This is a genomic window from Paenibacillus radicis (ex Gao et al. 2016) (assembly GCF_014641555.1).
Lineage (GTDB): Bacteria > Bacillota > Bacilli > Paenibacillales > Paenibacillaceae > Pristimantibacillus > Pristimantibacillus radicis.
On record NZ_BMHY01000005.1, the window covers coordinates 273,940 to 290,526 of the forward strand.

Annotated in this window: 10 protein-coding genes; 6 read left to right on the forward strand and 4 right to left on the reverse strand. The window is 50.6% G+C overall.

Annotated elements, in window-relative coordinates; translation table 11 throughout:
* Positions 1 to 10: 10 nt before the first annotated feature.
* The 4 genes from dnaN to IEX98_RS15290 all read left to right on the forward strand — a co-directional run bounded on the left by dnaN (position 11) and on the right by IEX98_RS15290 (position 8,350).
* Positions 11 to 1,144: a DNA polymerase III subunit beta gene (dnaN, locus tag IEX98_RS15275; RefSeq protein WP_188890071.1), complete on the forward strand. Its 1,134-nt coding sequence runs from the start codon at positions 11 to 13 to the stop codon at positions 1,142 to 1,144.
* Between the two features lie 148 nt (positions 1,145 to 1,292).
* Positions 1,293 to 2,765 (forward strand): protein adenylyltransferase SelO, encoded by a 1,473-nt coding sequence (locus IEX98_RS15280; protein ID WP_188890072.1) that lies wholly within the window; start codon positions 1,293 to 1,295, stop codon positions 2,763 to 2,765.
* A gap of 85 nt (positions 2,766 to 2,850) precedes the next feature.
* Positions 2,851 to 3,414 carry a GNAT family N-acetyltransferase gene (locus tag IEX98_RS15285; RefSeq protein ID WP_229692204.1) on the forward strand — a complete coding sequence of 188 codons (564 nt, stop codon included), beginning with the start codon at positions 2,851 to 2,853 and terminating at the stop codon, positions 3,412 to 3,414.
* A gap of 337 nt (positions 3,415 to 3,751) precedes the next feature.
* Positions 3,752 to 8,350, forward strand: a complete 4,599-nt coding sequence (locus IEX98_RS15290) for an S-layer homology domain-containing protein (protein WP_188890073.1) — start codon at positions 3,752 to 3,754, stop codon at positions 8,348 to 8,350.
* Between the two features lie 68 nt (positions 8,351 to 8,418).
* Here IEX98_RS15290 and IEX98_RS15295 read toward each other — a convergent pair whose 3' ends face one another.
* The 4 genes from IEX98_RS15295 to IEX98_RS15310 form a co-directional block, all read right to left on the reverse strand.
* The gene (locus tag IEX98_RS15295) at positions 8,419 to 9,864 is read right to left on the reverse strand and encodes a DEAD/DEAH box helicase (protein WP_188890074.1); all 1,446 of its coding nucleotides are present in this window, start codon (positions 9,862 to 9,864) and stop codon (positions 8,419 to 8,421) included.
* Positions 9,865 to 10,057: 193 nt separating this feature from the next.
* A complete protein-coding gene (locus IEX98_RS15300) occupies positions 10,058 to 11,353 on the reverse strand; it encodes a glycosyltransferase family 2 protein (protein WP_188890075.1) in 1,296 nt (431 codons plus the stop codon).
* A 200-nt stretch (positions 11,354 to 11,553) separates the two neighbouring features.
* The gene (locus IEX98_RS15305; RefSeq protein ID WP_188890076.1) at positions 11,554 to 12,429 is read right to left on the reverse strand and encodes a GGDEF domain-containing protein; all 876 of its coding nucleotides are present in this window, start codon (positions 12,427 to 12,429) and stop codon (positions 11,554 to 11,556) included.
* Positions 12,430 to 12,576: 147 nt separating this feature from the next.
* Positions 12,577 to 13,680 carry a glycosyl hydrolase gene (locus tag IEX98_RS15310; protein ID WP_188890077.1) on the reverse strand — a complete coding sequence of 368 codons (1,104 nt, stop codon included), beginning with the start codon at positions 13,678 to 13,680 and terminating at the stop codon, positions 12,577 to 12,579.
* 252 nt (positions 13,681 to 13,932) lie between these two features.
* On the opposite strand from IEX98_RS15310, the gene IEX98_RS15315 reads away from it, so the two are divergent.
* Positions 13,933 to 14,886 (forward strand): ABC transporter substrate-binding protein, encoded by a 954-nt coding sequence (locus IEX98_RS15315; protein WP_188890078.1) that lies wholly within the window; start codon positions 13,933 to 13,935, stop codon positions 14,884 to 14,886.
* On the forward strand, positions 14,858 to 16,513 hold the full coding sequence (locus tag IEX98_RS15320; protein WP_188890079.1) for an AraC family transcriptional regulator: 1,656 nt from the start codon (positions 14,858 to 14,860) through the stop codon (positions 16,511 to 16,513). Before IEX98_RS15315 ends, IEX98_RS15320 begins: the two co-directional genes overlap by 29 nt.
* The last annotated feature ends 74 nt before the right edge of the window (positions 16,514 to 16,587 follow it).

The following is a 16,587-nucleotide window of genomic DNA, read 5'->3' on the forward strand; positions in this document are numbered from 1 at the left end:
GGTGAGTGCTATGTTGGTTCATGCGGCTAAGGATTCTCTCGTAAATGCTCTTCAATATGTGTTAAAGGCTGTTCCAACGAATCATCCCGTACCTATACTGACAGGAATCAAGATACAGGCAGAGACAGATGGTTTGAGGCTTACCGCCAGCAATAGCAGCATGACGATCAGGCACCGGATTCCTCAGCATCACCAGGGGATGAATGTCGTTCGAACCGGCAGTATCGTTGTGCCTGCAAGGTACTTTTATGAAATGATACGTAAATCCGAAGCGGGGATGGTTCATTTTGAAATCAAGGATTCTTTATTGTTGTCAATCACCTCGGGTCATTCTTTGATTCGATTATGTGGAATGGACGCTGCGGAATATCCGTCCTTCACTGGAAACGAAATCCGCCCGCCGTTAAAAATTAGAATGAATAACGCTCTGCTGAAGTCAGCCATCAAACAGGTTGCGATGGTCGCGTCAACATCTGAGACCAGACCTGTATTAACAGGGGTTTATTTGAATTATGAACATAATGATCTCAAGCTGACAGCAACGGATGGGGTTCGGTTAGCATCTCGCACTTTACCTGTTGAGCAGAGCAGTGAAACAAGCGCCAGTGTCATCATTCCGGGGAAAAATTTAAATAAAGTTTCTAAAATGTTGGATGAAGAAGATTATTCTACCGAAATTGAAGTGAGTGACAACCGCATCCAATTTACGTGTAATGAGACACAGGTTCAATCTGTTTTGATTGAAGGAACGTACCCCTCAATCGCAAATGTCATTCCGAGGTCATTCTTAGCGGAAGTGACTGTGGAATTATCCTATTTATTGCATGCGATTGAACGTTCAACAGTGTTGGCTAGTGAAAGTGCAGTAATGATGGAGGTCAATTCCGGCAAGCTGGTCTTATTGTCTAGAACTGCACAAATTGGCGATGTTCAAGATGAGGTTCCTATAGAGGAACTGAAAGGTGATAGTTTCCGTATTGCCTTAAACGGTAAATTATTTCTAGATATTCTGCGCTGTATCGACTGTACATATATTCAAGTCAAATATACGGGCAAGGCAAGCCCAATTGTTATCAAGCCACTAGATCGTTCACAGTCCGCTTTGTTTTTGATTACGCCATTAAGGACTGCTGATTGTAGATAGAAGGGTTGCCCTTATGCAATGAGAAGCAGGCAGCAAATTTGCTGCGGAGCGGTAGGAGGTATAATATATGGGCATAGGGATAAGTTAACCAAGATTTTGCTGTGTTCATGTGATGGGAATTATACCTTTAAGGAATTCAGGTGATACGATGACAGATTCAACAACGATAGATGCAGGCTGGCATTTCGACAATAGCTATGCCCGGTTGCCGGACAGTTTTTATAGCAGCGTCCAACCGACGCCAGTAAGCGCGCCGGAGCTGGTTGTTTTCAACGAGTCTTTGGCTAAAGCTTTGGGCTTAAAACCGGAAGCGCTGCAAAGCAGTAACGGTGCAGCGGTGTTTGCCGGCAATCAAATACCGGAAGGAGCCTCACCGATTGCTCAAGCTTATGCGGGGCATCAGTTTGGGAATTTCACGATGCTTGGCGATGGGCGGGCGGTGCTGCTGGGCGAACAGATCACCCCTAACGGTGAACGGTTGGATATTCAGCTTAAGGGCTCCGGCCCAACACCGTATTCCCGTCGAGGCGATGGCCGGGCAGCGCTGGGACCGATGCTGCGTGAGTACATCATCAGCGAAGCGATGCATGGACTTGGTGTTGCCACGACACGCAGCCTTGCGGTAGCCGCAACCGGTGAGATTGTGTACCGGGAAAATCAGCAGATGGGCGCGGTCCTCACTCGCGTGGCTGCCAGCCATTTGCGCGTAGGGACGTTCCAATACGCCGCTCAACGGGGCGTGATCGAAGACCTTAGAGCTTTGGCCGATTATGCGCTGGATCGACATTTCCCGGAAGTGGAGCAAGGCGAAGGACGTTATCTTCGCTTGCTGGAGGAAGTGATCAAGCGGCAGGCCGAGCTGATTGCAAAGTGGCAGCTTGTTGGCTTTATTCACGGCGTTATGAATACCGACAACATGGCCATTAGCGGTGAAACGATTGATTATGGCCCGTGTGCTTTCATAGATGCCTATGATCCGGCAACAGTGTTCAGCTCCATTGACAGTAATGGCCGTTATGCCTATGGCAATCAGCCGCAGATTGGCGCCTGGAATTTGGCGAGATTTGCAGAGGCCTTGCTGCCTTTACTGCATGAGGAAGAATCCCATGCTATTACTTTGGCTGAAGAGGCGATTTCGGATTACCCCGAGCTGTTCCACTATCATTGGCTGGGGGGAATGCGGGCGAAGCTGGGGATTATTGGCGAGGAACCACAGGATGAAGCGCTTATTGAAGATCTGATCAACATGATGCGAAAGTACAGCGCTGATTATACCAACACATTCAGAGCCTTAACACTGGAGCGGCCGGAGGATACGGTTCTGCACGGCACCCCGGAATTTGTGCAATGGAATGAGCAATGGCAAGTCAGGCTGGAGCAGCAACAGCAATCAAGAGCAGAGTGGCTTGAACTGATGCGCAGCAGCAATCCGTCCGTTATTCCGCGCAATCATCGGGTGGAAGAGGCATTGAGGGCTGCTGTGGAGAATAATGATTACAGCGTGATGCACCGGCTGCTGGCTGTTCTATCGAATCCCTATGCGTATTCCGAGGAGCAGGCTGAATACGGGACATTGCCGGAGCCGTCCAATCTGCCTTATCAAACATTTTGCGGGACTTAATAAACCTCTGTAGAAGGCGAGGATTGTATATGCCAGTTTACTTCTTCCAGTCTGACATCCTTTCTTAATAAAACAGACTAGGAGTGTGGTTGCAATAAACACATCTTTATTGACGATGCGGCTAGAAACAGAGCGGCTGATTATCCGCCCTTACATCGAAAGCGATTTGATGGCGTCCTTCCAGCTGATGCAGGACCCCGAGTTGTTCACTTACATGCATATGGGCGTTTTATCTTTTGAGGATTATAAGGGCTTATTTGATTGGCTGCTAAGCAGCTATGAAACGCCTTTTAATCAACCATTCAAGTACTCATTTGCAATAGTAGACAAAGTGAACGGTGATTTCATCGGCTGGTGCGGGGTAGGCCAACTGGATTTTAGTGCACCGGATAATGAGCTGTACTATTTAATTGGTCGTCGTTATTGGGGCAATGGTTATGCCACTGAGGCGGCTGCGGCCTTGACTGCCTATGCATTTGAGGAAATTGGCTTGAACCGGCTTCTCGCCAAAGCGGATTCTCGTAACACGGCTTCCATGCGGGTATTGGATAGTCTGGGATTTACGTTTGATCGCGTGCTGACCGGCTTAACCGGTGATGACGAAGGATGCAACGGCGAATATTTGTATGTTCGATCTGCTCGTCTATAAACGGACGGACAGCATGCAGCACAATTAATAGCCCCTTATACATCTGAAGATATAGCACGACATCGGGTAAGAAACGAATTGAAAAAACGTTAAAACGCTACTGACATAATGGTGTCAGTAGCGTTTTTTTATACAACTCCGGTTTTCCTCATTCATTCGTCAAAAGTCCTAAGAGACCCTCCACTATCACTTGCAAATAAAACGGCATTACCCATTTCACAAAAACTTCAAAATCCCGCAAGGCCTGATACTGCGCGAATTTGACTGATTCTTTCATTATTCTTTTATTGGCCGTCTTTATAATGATATGTAGTAGTCTTAGTAGAGGAGAAAAATCATGAAAAAATCAGTCATATGCCTATTAGTTGCATTATTTACTTTCGGGACTTCATTCTCGCAGATTCGACCTGTATATGCAGCCGACAACGACTTTACTTTTACAGTCGGCGCCAACGGTGCAACGGTTGCGAACTACGGGGGCACGGATCTCAACGTGGTTATTCCCGCTGCGTACGAAGGGACGACTGTAATCGAGATTGGGAGATCAGCATTTGATACGTACGGTACGGGCAAACCTAAAATTACGAGTGTCGTGATTCCGAACAGTGTGAAGGTCATTCAAACGTATGGATTCCGTTATACTAGTCTCACTTCCATAGACCTTCCTGACAGCTTGTTAACGATCGGCGCCAGCGCATTCGAAAACAATCCGCTTACAACCGTCGTTTTTCCGGACAGTGTGACGACTATTGGCAACTATTCATTTTATATGAATAGTTTGACATCGATTAAATTATCGGAAAACCTGAAGACGATTAATGGCGGGGCTTTCGACACCAATCGCATTGCGAAGCTGGTCATCCCGGCTGGTGTAACGAATGTCGCCAGCAGCTCATTCTATAATAACAGCTTGACAAGCGTAACGGTGTTAGGCGACGCAACAACTTTTGGGACAGGCGTATTTGCGGTTAATCCGGGCAATCTGAAAATATTCGGGATCGCAAATTCTCCTGCAGCCGCTTATGCGGCGAGCAACGGACATGCGTTTGTGGACGGAACGGGGTTGTTTCAAGCGGTCGCTAGCGCCAAGTCGTTGTTGAAAAGTTACCTGCCGGGCACCGGTGTAGGACAAGTGCCGGCGAATGCCTACAACGACTTGTCTGCAGCCTATGACGCAGCCAAGCTTTTTATCGACGGAATCGGGAATGCCACCGTCGCCTCCGACCTGGCTGACGCCGCAACCCCATTGACTTCCTCAATCGCGGCATTCAATGCGCAAATTGTCCAAGCCGGCAATCCCGCGGCGTTGGGAGCGGCGATCGCGGCGGCGCAGCAAGCGTTAACGGATCATCCGCAAGGCGTCAACGTGGGACAAACGTCGGCGGGAGACCGCAGCGTTTTGCAGACCGCGATTGCTGCAGCCCAGCAAATTTTCAATCAGGCCGCCAATTATCTGCAGAACGAATTGGAAGCGGCTGTCGTAAATCTGGAAATAGCCATAGATACATTCGAAAATATGATTATCTCATCCGGCGATCCGACTGCGCTGGGCTCGGCGATCGCAGCGGCGCAGCAGGCGTTGACGAATCATCCGGAAGGCGTCAACGTGGGGCAGACGTCGGCAGGAACTCGAACCGCGCTGGAAACGGCCATCGGTACTGCGCAGCAGATTCTGGGTAACGCGGGCAACTACACGCAGAATCAATTGAATACTGCCGTTAACCAGTTAAATTCATCGGTTCAAGTCTTTGATGCGGCTGTCCTGAAACCGGGTAATCCGACGTCGCTGGGAGCGGCGATTGCGGCGGCGCAGCAGGCATTGACGGACCATCCGGAAGGCGTCAACGTGGGGCAGACGTCGGCAGAAACTCGCACTACGCTGGAAATTGCCATCGGTACGGCGCAGCAGATTCTGGATAACGCGAGCAATTACACGCAGAATCAATTGAATACTGCCGTCGTTCAGTTAAATTTATCGGTTCAAGTCTTTAAAGCCGCAGTCCTGCAACCGGGCCTTCCGACTACGCTGGGCACGGCGATCGTGGCGGCGCAGCAGGCGTTGACGAATCATCCGGAAGGTGTCAACGCGGGGCAGACGTCGGCGGAAGCTCGCACTGCACTGGAAACGGCCATCGGTATTGCACAGCAGATTCTGGATAACACGAGCAATTACACGCAGGATCAATTGGATACTGCCGTCGCCCAGCTAAATGCATCGGTACAAGTCTTTAATGTTGCAGTCCTGCAACCAGGCCTTCCGACGTCGTTGGTCGCGGCGATCGCGGCGGCGGCGCAGGCGTTGACGGATCATCCGGAAGGCGTCAACGTGGGGCAGACGTCGGCGGAAACTCGCACCGCACTGGAATCTGCTATCGGTACGGCGCAGCAGATTCTCGATACTGCGAGCCATTACACGCAGAATCAATTGGATACTGCCGTTAACCAGTTAAATGCATCGGTACAAGTCTTTAATGCGGCTGTCCTGCAACCGGGCATTCCAACGTCGCTGATCGCGGCGATCGCAGCGGCGCAGCAGGCGCTGACAGATCATCCGGAAGGCGTCAACGTGGGGCAGACGTCGGCGGAAACTCGCAGCGTGCTGGAAACGGACATCGGTACGGCGCAGCAGATTCTGGATAACGCGAGCAATTGCACACAGGATCAACTGGATACTGCTGTTAACCAGTTAAATGCATCGGTACAAGTCTTTAATGTTGCAGTCCTGCAACCGGGTATTCCGACATCGCTGGTCGCAGCGATCACGGCGGCGCAGCAGGCGATGATGGATCATCCGGAAGGCGTCAACGTGGGGCAGGCGTCTGCGGACGACCGCTCAGCTTTGCAGACCGCGATAGATGCGGCGCAGGCTATTGCCAACGATGCGGAAAACCAATCTCAGATTCTACTAGATAATGCCGCTGCCAGTTTGAGCAATGCTCTGGCGGAATTCGAAGCTGCTTGGGTGGAGTTGGTGCTAACTGCCTCGCCTAATGATTTGTACGGCACGAGCGGCACGCTTCGCTTTACGGTATTTTACGGATACGAAGTAATTGTCACCGGGACCCCGGCCGTTTCGATCATGGTCGGAGACGGTTCAGCCGCTCAGAAGGTATATGCCTCGTATACGGGAGCGCGCGGCACGGCATTGACGGAGCTTACTTTCGAATACGAAGTTCCGGCCGGGCTCGCGGATGTGGACGGTATTGAAGTTGCCGCTGCGTTGGAGCTTCCGAACGGCGCAAACATTGTTCGCGCCTCCGGCGGTACCGCCGCTTCGCTGACGTACAAAGCACCGGACACGAGCGGAATACGTATTGTGGCAATACCGCCCGATGTTACCCTGACGGCTGCACCGAACGGATTGGCACCACGTAAAGTGATCAGCGTGACGGCAAGCGTGCAAGGAGCAGTTGCGGGCAATGCGCTGACGGAGCTCCGTTGGCTGCCTGGAAGCCTTAGTGAGGCTGATTTTGCCGGAGGAACGGAAGGGACCGATATTTTGGCCGCGCGTCAATTCACCATAGCTGTCAACGGCGACTATACCCTATATGCCCGAGACAAAGCAGGCAATGAAGCAGTGAAAACCATTACCCTCACGGACATCTCAACACCGCCTTCGTCGAATGTCGGCGATCAACCGACCACATTGGGGACGACCGTGAAGATAAATCAGGGTGCTGGGATTACTGTTCTTGTCGCTCCAACCGACATCGAACGGGTCACGCGTTCGAATGACACGGTGATCGAACAGGTCATCCTTTCCGAACGGACGAGGGAGCGAGTGCTGGAACTTCTGAAAGAGGCGAAGGAACCGTTTGTCCGCATTGAAATCCGCGATCGGGAGCAAGCGGTACAGACACGTTTTCCGGCTGACTGGATCGCAAATTTGGCCAAAGATTATCCGAAGGCGATTATCGAGGTGAGGCTGAACGACTCCAGCTTTCAATTGCGGATAAGCGCGATCGATTTGACCGGATTGGCGGAACGTCTCGACGCGGAAGTATCAGATTTGACCGTGAGCATTATTCAGGAGCAGGCCGGAGAGGATGTTCGACAGGAAATCAATCGGATTGGCGTTTCCCAAGGTTTTGTTGTATTCGCCGACGTCATCGACTACAAGGTGACCGCGGAGGCAAACGGGCAAACGGTGGAGGTGCGGGACTTCGGCGGATCATACTTGATCCGGACCATTAAATTGGACGGAGAGAAAACGAACCGTAACCTGGTTGCCGTTCAGTATATCCCGGCAAACGGAACTATCGTTTTTGTTCCGGCACAGCTGGAAACCGGTCCAGACGGCACAACGGAAGCGATTCTGAATGTGCCGCATAACAGCTTGTACACAGTCGTAGATGTGCAGGCTCGAAAATTCGTCGACTTAAACGGATACTGGGCGAAGGCGGATGTGGAGCATCTGGCGTCCAAGCTGCTGGTAAACGGCGTGGCGGCCGACCGTTTCGGGCCAGTGGAAACCATTACTCGAGCGGAATTCACGGCCTTGCTCGTTCGCGGGCTGGGGCTGTCCGTGAAGGAGAGCGAGGGCTATGCCCGTTTTGCGGATGTCCCTGCGTCCGCATGGTATGCGTCTGCGGTTGATGCGGCGGTAGCGAGCGGGTTGGTGAGCGGCATCGATGCCGGCCATTTTGCGCCTAACGACCCGATTACCCGCGAGCAAATGGCTGTGGTAATCGACCGTGCCTTAACCTTCACCGGACATGGAAGCGTTGGCGCTGGACAAGAGGGCGGCAGCCTGGCCGCTTTCACGGATCGAGACTCCATTTCCTCATGGGCGAAAGCGGCGGTAGTTCGAGTATCGGAAGTGGGCATTATGAAAGGGATGGAAGACGGACGCTTCGTGCCGACAGAGTATGCAACGAGGGCGCAGGCAGCGGTTATACTGAAGAGGTTCCTGCAATACGTACATTTTATCGAGTAGTCGTTCGAAACAAACAAAGGCATCCCCGCTGACAACGAGGATGCCTTTTGTCTATTATTACGAACGTGCTACCGTTTGCCGCGGCGGACCTTCAGCAGCTTGCCTTTGATCGTCGTGTCTCGCATCAATTCCAGAACGAGCGAGCCTTTGCCGTTCAGAATTTCCACATCGGTGACATGATCGAGAATCGTAATGATCCCAATGTCATCCGCATTGACGCCCTCAAGCTTAGCGATCGTACCTACAAAATCGACCGCTCTCAGCTTTTTCTTCTTGCCGCCGTTAAAGTTCAGCTTCATAATCTGCTTATTTAATTGCTCGCGTTTATCTTTTTTCAGCTCCGGACCGTTATTGCGCTTCTGTTCGAATTGTTCTCTGCGCTGATCGACAGCCTCCTCTGAGGGAGCCTTCACCTTCGGTATGGCGAACCCGATATACGCTTCGATATCGGCTAGACGCTTATAATCCTTAGGCGTGACGAAGGTGATCGCTTTGCCTGTTTTGCCTGCGCGGCCTGTCCGGCCCGTGCGATGGACGTAGCTTTCTTTTTCAAGCGGAATATCGTAGTTGATGACATGAGTAATGTTCGTAATGTCGATGCCTCTGGCAGCTACATCCGTTGCGATCAAGTAACGGAACTGTCCTCTGCGGAATGCATTCATGACCTCAAACCGTTCTTCCTGCTCCATCCCGCCGTGAATACGGTCGACTGGATATTCGAGATCGGCCATTTCTCGGAACAGCTTGTCTACATTCTCCTGCGTGCGGCAGAATACGATCAGGCTATCCGGATTTTCCACGATAAGCAAAGACTGAAGCAGCTCCAGCTTGTCTGCTTCCATCACTTGAATGAGGGAATGCTCGATCGTAGCTGTCGTTAGACCGCTCGCTTTGATCTCAATCTCAGCGGGCTTGTCCAAGTATTTGCGTGACAGGCGGGCAACGTCCTCCGGAAACGTAGCGGAGAAGAGCATCGTCACTCTGTCCTGTGGCAGAGCTTGAATGATGGACTGGACTTGCTCGATGAAGCCCATGTTCAGCATTTCGTCAGCCTCGTCGATTACGAGATAGGAAATCCGCTCCAGCGGCAGCGTACCGCGTTCAATATGGTCCAATACACGCCCCGGGGTACCAACGACCATATGTGTTCTTTGCTTCAACTCTGCCCGTTGCACATGAAAAGGATGTTTCCCGAACAGCGGCGTCGATTTAATCCGTTTGAAACGGCCGATGTTCGTCAGGTCCTCGTTGACTTGTACCGCCAGCTCGCGGGTGGGCGTCAGAATCAACGCCTGGGGTTTATTTTCGTTCCAGTCAACTAGCTCGCAGAGCGGAATGCCATAGGCTGCTGTCTTGCCGCTTCCCGTTTGCGATTTGACGACAAGATCCTTGTTCGCTAACGCGACCGGAATAACTTCCGTCTGTACCTCCGTTGGCGTCTCATAGCCCAAACTGCTCAACGCCCGCAAAATATCTTCACTTAATGCATAATCCGTAAATTTCTTCTCGCTCATCTTTACCCTCTTCTACACTATATTCGATTACCTGATCATCTCAGCTATTAACCGTACACGTCTCGCTTCCTTCATCATTATACTCTGAAAACCGTCAGCAATTACGTTTTATAATGAAAAAGCACCCCTGCTCCATATCCGTCTCGATTTAACCAACAGAGAGGACATCTCGCCAAAGGGTGCATGTTGTTCGTTACCCGAATCGTTGCGTTTTGTACCATTTACTCTTTCTGCCTAAAATTTTGTCCGTAACGAGCGAGTAGAATGCCCGAATGGAGATAATCAGGAACAGCTGCGAGTAGGTGAAATAGGAAACGACGGAAATGATGAAGTTGCTGATGGTGCTCTGTCCAATATCGGTAGCCAGTGCCAAATTAATCTGCAGCACATAGATGTAATACATCAGTGCCCAGGCAATCATCAAGTATACATAGATGTCGTCGCCGAAGTTGAACGGCATAACGACCGACGGATTAAATAAAGAAGCGATATAATACCCGATATTCGTAAGGAAGATAATATCAGAGATAATGATGGCGATCATGAACCAGAAATAACTGACTGCATAGTAGAGAACATGGAGCTTGATGCGCCAGCTCGACCGGTTGAACAGATGATGGATGTTTTCGATGACAACGTGAAAATTGCCCTTGGACCACCGCTGCCGCTGTTTCATGTAGATGCTAAGCTTCTCCGGCTCCTGCTGATAGGCCTCAGCTTGCGGTGCGAGTGCAATTAATTGGCCGCGTGTCAAAATCTCGAAGGAAATGGCCGTATCCTCCGTAATGGCCTCCTCATCCCAGCCGCCGATTTCGCGGATCAGCTCGGATTTGACGATGAAATTAGTGCCCGGAATCGTCCCGATTTTGAACAATTCCCATAATCCTGTATGATGCACGCGCTGTATGGTGACGAGCTCCAAGTTGATGCATTTGGTCAGAAAGTTTTGGCTGCGGTTGCGCGCTTTGTTGCGGCCGAAGACGGCGCCGTAGCGGTCGGGCTTCTCCATTGCCTTTTGCACAAGAAAAGCGAGCGCGTTTTTCTCCGGCGCAGCATCCGCATCATAGATGCATATCCATTCGCCTTTCGCCTGCTTGAATGCATCATTTAAGGCGCCGGATTTGCCGCCCGTGCCCTTCCGTTCCAGAATATGAAAATCGCGATCACGATAGGCGGGTTTGCTTTTGAGCGCCTTCAGCTTTTCCGCCGTCCGATCCGTACAATTATCTGCAATGACGATCAACTGGACTTTATGAGCAGGATAATTCAGAAACAGAATGCGCTCTACTGTCTGAACGATAACGAGCTCCTCATTGTGGGCTGGCACCATTACAGTAACGGTCGGATAGTCATCCATCTCTCTGGGAATCATGAGCGGTTTCCGGTTATGCCTGCGAATGAATTTGATCGCCCCTGCCATAATGACGATACTTTCGAATACGGCGATCCAGATACTGACGACCGAGAACAGAAGGAGGAAATCAGACATGAGGTTTTCCCCGATCATATTTCTCAATCACTCTGGCGCGGAATGACAGCGTATAAATGGTTAGGATAATGACGGAAAGTGTCAATAACGAAGAAACAACAATGCAGACCGGGACAAACCAGCTAGCTTGAATCAATGCGAGCACATCCTTTCAACCTTTTTTCGCACCGCGCGCAGCTCCCGTGCACAGTGCGGAAAATTTAAATATATTCTGCAACGAGGTCCGTCTCGGTGCCTCTCTCAAGTGTTGCGATGACGTCGTCTACATGCTGGTAGAGGTCGAATTGCTCGTTCTCAAATCCAAGAATCGCTGCCCGTACAACTAACCGGAGAGGTTGTCCTCTTTTATCCTCGAAGTTGATATTGATCATCGCATTCTTAATGCGATCCGCCACAGCGGGGAAAAAGCTCCGGTCCGTAAGGGGACATAAGACGACGAAGCGGCCGGCATCAATAGAGAATTTGGTATCCTCATGCCGAATCTGCCGCTGAATCGTGTCAGCGATTTCGATCAGAAATTTAGAATATCGTTCGTTCCCAAGAGACTCCAATACGAGGGGCAAAAAATCGATTTTAAACATCGCGATAGAAAAATCGTATTTGTCGCCGTATCGCTTAGCCAAATTTGCTTGCTTGGACAGCGTATCTGCCAGCGCTTCTTTATTCCCGAGACCTGTATCCAGATCAATCATCGGGGTTTTGCTGGAGAGATCATTCAAGCGCTCTACGATTTGCTTGGTCCGAATGAGCCGATATTTAACGAAGGCAGCTATCAGAATGTTGGCAGGTATGAAGAGTAGCCACATCGTTTCCAGAATATTCGCACTACCGTAAGTAGTAAGCCACACTAAGTACGACACAATAAATAGAAATACAAAGACGACGGAGAAGCCGGCAGGAATGAAGAATCCGGCCGCTAATACGATCAAGGCCCCAATACTGGCTCCGATCTCCCATCCGGTAAAAGACTGGTTCAGGTACAAGTTCAGGTAGACGGCCAATTGCTCTGCCAGCAGAAGAATGATTAAGCTGGAATAGCCGATGTCTACGTTGCGTAAGGCGATTTTGTTATCCATCGTCTACTGTCGGTTCCTTTCAATTCGTGGTGTAAGATTGCCTTGTTGTCATCGACTAATTCTACTGACATAAGTTCATAACTTCAAGGCAAAACCGGGCTAAAAAGCTTGGTAGATACAGGGATATCTGATTGAGCTGCAAACGCCCTAGCGGACGTTCAGCGAAACCTCCGCAAGAAGCGGGAATAAATTATCGAACAGATGCGTATCCCCGTCGAAAACATAGCCGCCCTTATATCGGGGATCATGGTCCCGCATTGCAAGCATCAGGGGGAAGAGCTCCTTCGCCCAGGCTCGATCCTTCGTCTCCAGTGCCAGCAAGATGGCCAAGGCATAGACGGAGGGGGACTCATAATCGACCGCTGGCTGACCCGAATTCCGGTCATATTGCCCGAACAGCTTTCCTCGATCCTTCAGCTCCTGCTTGAGAAAGCGGATTAGCTTCTGAGGGGGTTGTCCAAGCTCCGCGACATGAATGGCGACAATCAACTGATCGATTAAATTAACTTTGTCGCCTGAGCTATATTTCGAGGCTCGCACCTCATACTTTTGCGGATAAAAGATATCCCCTCCTGCAGGCAGCTCTTGCAATCGCTTGATATGTCTATCGAGCACCATTCGGCTGATAAGTCCATGCTGCTCCATCGCCTGCAGCGCCAACGTGTCTACATAGACGAGACTCAGAACTTCTGAGGAATGGTGATGCAGGAAGTCATGATGATCGACAAAATAACCTTCTGCCATCGCCGACTGTTGCAGTTGAGCGGTAATTTGCTGTGCAGTTGCCAGATACGACGGCTGCTGCCAACGATCATAGCCTTCCAATAGCGCTCTGACGATTCGAAGATCGTCGCCAAGGGCATTCGTATTCACCTCCGACGTGCCGCCCGGTTCAAGCTTCCAAATAATATAGTTTTGGGGGGACAGGAATCGTTCACGCAACAGTTCGTAGCTTTGCTCGAACCGGTTCTCATCCTGGTTCAACAAAGCGATTTGCATCCATACGCCCAGCGATTCGGATAAAGCCTCGTGTCCAGCGACGTAATCGGGATTTGCGGATGAAGCTTCTTTTAAATAAGTTGCTAGCGTGCCGTTCGAGTTCGTCATGTTGTGTTCGATAAAAGCTAGGGTGGGGGAAACGGCCGCTTTTTTGGACATATGCTGAATCCACAGGAATACAGCGATGCCTGTCACTAAAACGGTAAACGTAATGATGATGCCGCGCCTCGGCAATGGGGATTTCATGGTCATGCGTTCTCCTCCAGGGCGTGCAGGATGATGTCGCGTACCCCCAAGATAGCAAACTCTACGGACCGTAACAAATATCAATAGTCCCTGTAGGTCTTTTTTACCGAATGGGAGAAAGGATGATTGCAAGCCAATTTATGCAAGAATGCGGTGTGCCGAAAAAAAAGAGCATTTTTGGTTATTCACAAAAACAGATCCGTCCATTATACTGTGTGAATGATAATCAATATCATTTGACAGGAGATAAACAAAACGATGAAGAACACACGACGCAGTTTATTTGCAATAATAGCTTTAATCCTGGTTAGCGTGCTGGCTGCATGCGGCAGCTCGGCAAATAACGAAGCGCCTGCAACCGCAGCAACGGACGCCCCAAGCCCTGCCGCAGAAGAAGCGACCGTTCGTACGTTGACCGATGCTGCGGGACACGAGGTAGAAGTACCTGTTCATCCTAAGCGGATTATTGCAGCTTTTATGGAAGATCCGCTGGCAGCGCTGGATATGAAGCCTGTAGCACAATGGGGAGTAGCCGGAGTCCCGCAGCAATACTTGCAAGACAAGCTGGCAGGCATTCCTGTCTTGAAGATGGATAACGGTCTGCAGCCGGAAGAAGTCTTTTCGTATAACCCGGATCTGATTATTTTTCTAACTGCGGACTATGTGAAAGATGGGTACGATCAATTTGCCAAAATCGCGCCGACATTCATTCTGTCGGATAATGCGAACGACTGGCGCGGAAACCTCCAAAAGCTCGGCACTCTCTTGAATGAAGAGGACGCCGCGCAAAAGGCGGTGGCAACCTATGATGAGAAGCTGAAGCTCGCGAAGGAACAGCTGGGTAGTTTAATTGAAGGCAAAACTGCCGTTCTATTGCAGCCTGTAGGCGAGAATTTTAAGCTGTTTGGCCCTGGTTTCTATGGCGGCGCAATGCTGTATGACGAGCTCGGCTTCCAAAAGCCTGATATGCTGAAAGGCGATTACGATGCCTACTCCATCGAGACACTAGCCCAGCTCGATAAAGTGGATTACATTTTCCTCCTGTCGGGTGAAGGAAGGGAAAAACCGCCGGCAGATAATCCGCTGTGGAAGGGATTGCCGGCTGTGAAGGGCGGTAACGTCTTCGCAGCAGATTCGGGGCATTGGTTTAACAATAATTCGATTGCGAACGGCTTGATCATCGATGACGTTCTCAAATACGTACATGAATAGCAATCCGATTTCAGACCTGCAGCATTATGCTGCAGGTCAAGTTTGCTATAAGCTGCTGAATGTTGAGACGGTCAAGAACACCTTGAGCGGAGGGTCGGAACGGAACTTTATTCAGAGCAGGTTCCATGTGCTGCTTCTCTCCAAGACGAGCCACGGCCGGCTGGTCATTAACGGGCGGTATTATCCGCTGCGCCAGGGCGGCGTCTATGTATGCCCTCCAGGTCAATTAATTGAAGCGGATACGGTCGGCTCAGGCAATGAGCCGGGGTTGCTGCTGCTTCATTTTGAAGGCTTCTTCATGCCTAAGGAGGAGCCGGACCTGCAAGGCGATTGGCGTTTCCCTTTTGCCGGCGAAGCGGTTGTTCATCCTGCCTCATCCGTCCTCCATTTATTCGATTTCTTGCATGCGGGGTGGAGTGAAGGCAAGCAATCAGCTAGACTCCGCTGTGAAGCGGGATTGCTGGAGCTGCTGAGCTTGGTGCTGGGTTATCAGGAGCAGCAGATGGAGCTCGCGCTCGAGACGGCAAAAATGGAGCTGGAGCGAAATTATAAGGAAGACATTACGATCGATCAGCTTGCTGCGATTGCGGGTCTGAGCCGGTTTCATTTTATGCGGCTATTCAAGGAACGGTACGGCAGAGGCATTATGGAATATCGGACGGAGCTGCGGCTGATGGAGGCCAAACGAATGATGACTGCGCCCGAAGCGCCGTCGTTTGCAGCCATCGCCGATGCGATCGGGTATAAGAATGAGACATACTTCCGCAACTTGTTCAAAAAACAGACAGGCATACCGCCGGCAGCCTATCAGAAAAACCAGAAATGCAAAATCGCCGCATACAGCTGGATAAACATCGGGCAGTTGCTCCCTTTACAGATCATTCCGTTTGCAGCGCCAGTGGATCATTATTGGACTGATTACTATCGCAATCGATACAGCTATGAGATCAAGCTGCTGCTGAGTCACCATTATGAATTTAATTTGGAGATTTTACGCGAGGCTGAGCCGGATTATATTATTGGCATCGATCATTTCATTCCGGCCGATGAGCAGCAGAAGCTAAAAAATATCGCGCCCACGCTGCTGTTGCCCTGGAAAGGAGATTGGCGAGAGCATCTGTCTCTAACGGCTGCTTTTATAGGAAGAGAAGAAGAAGCGGGCAGATGGCTGGAACGCTATGAGCAGAAGGCGTCCATCATTCGTAAACAGCTCGGGCCAATGACGCGCCGTGATACAGTCGCCGTGTTTATTGTTAGCAAAGGTCAGCTTCATGTATGGGGGAGAAAGGCCGGGACGGTGCTCTATAATGATTTGCAGCTCAGTATGCCGCCGACTGTAGCCGATATTGATTGGCTTGAGCCGGTAGAGCTGCAGCACTTGGAAGCCTATTATGCCGACCGGATTCTAGTGCATGTTGAGGAAGATCCTTTGTCGCAAGCGTATTGGAGCCATCTTTCCAGGCATCGCGATTGGAAGCGACTGGTTTCAGCCTGCGGGCCGAAGCTGCAGGTGTTTTCCGGTAATGATCTGTTTAAAGCGCCATGGAACGAGTACTCCGCCCATTATTGCGAACGATTTCTCCACGAGGCGCCTGGGCTATTCCGTATAGCGGGAGCGGCATTTTGAGAAGTGGAGACGGTGAGGGGAACATAGCGTGAACGGGGATATTCCCAAGTGAGGATCATCCAATAGGAAACAAA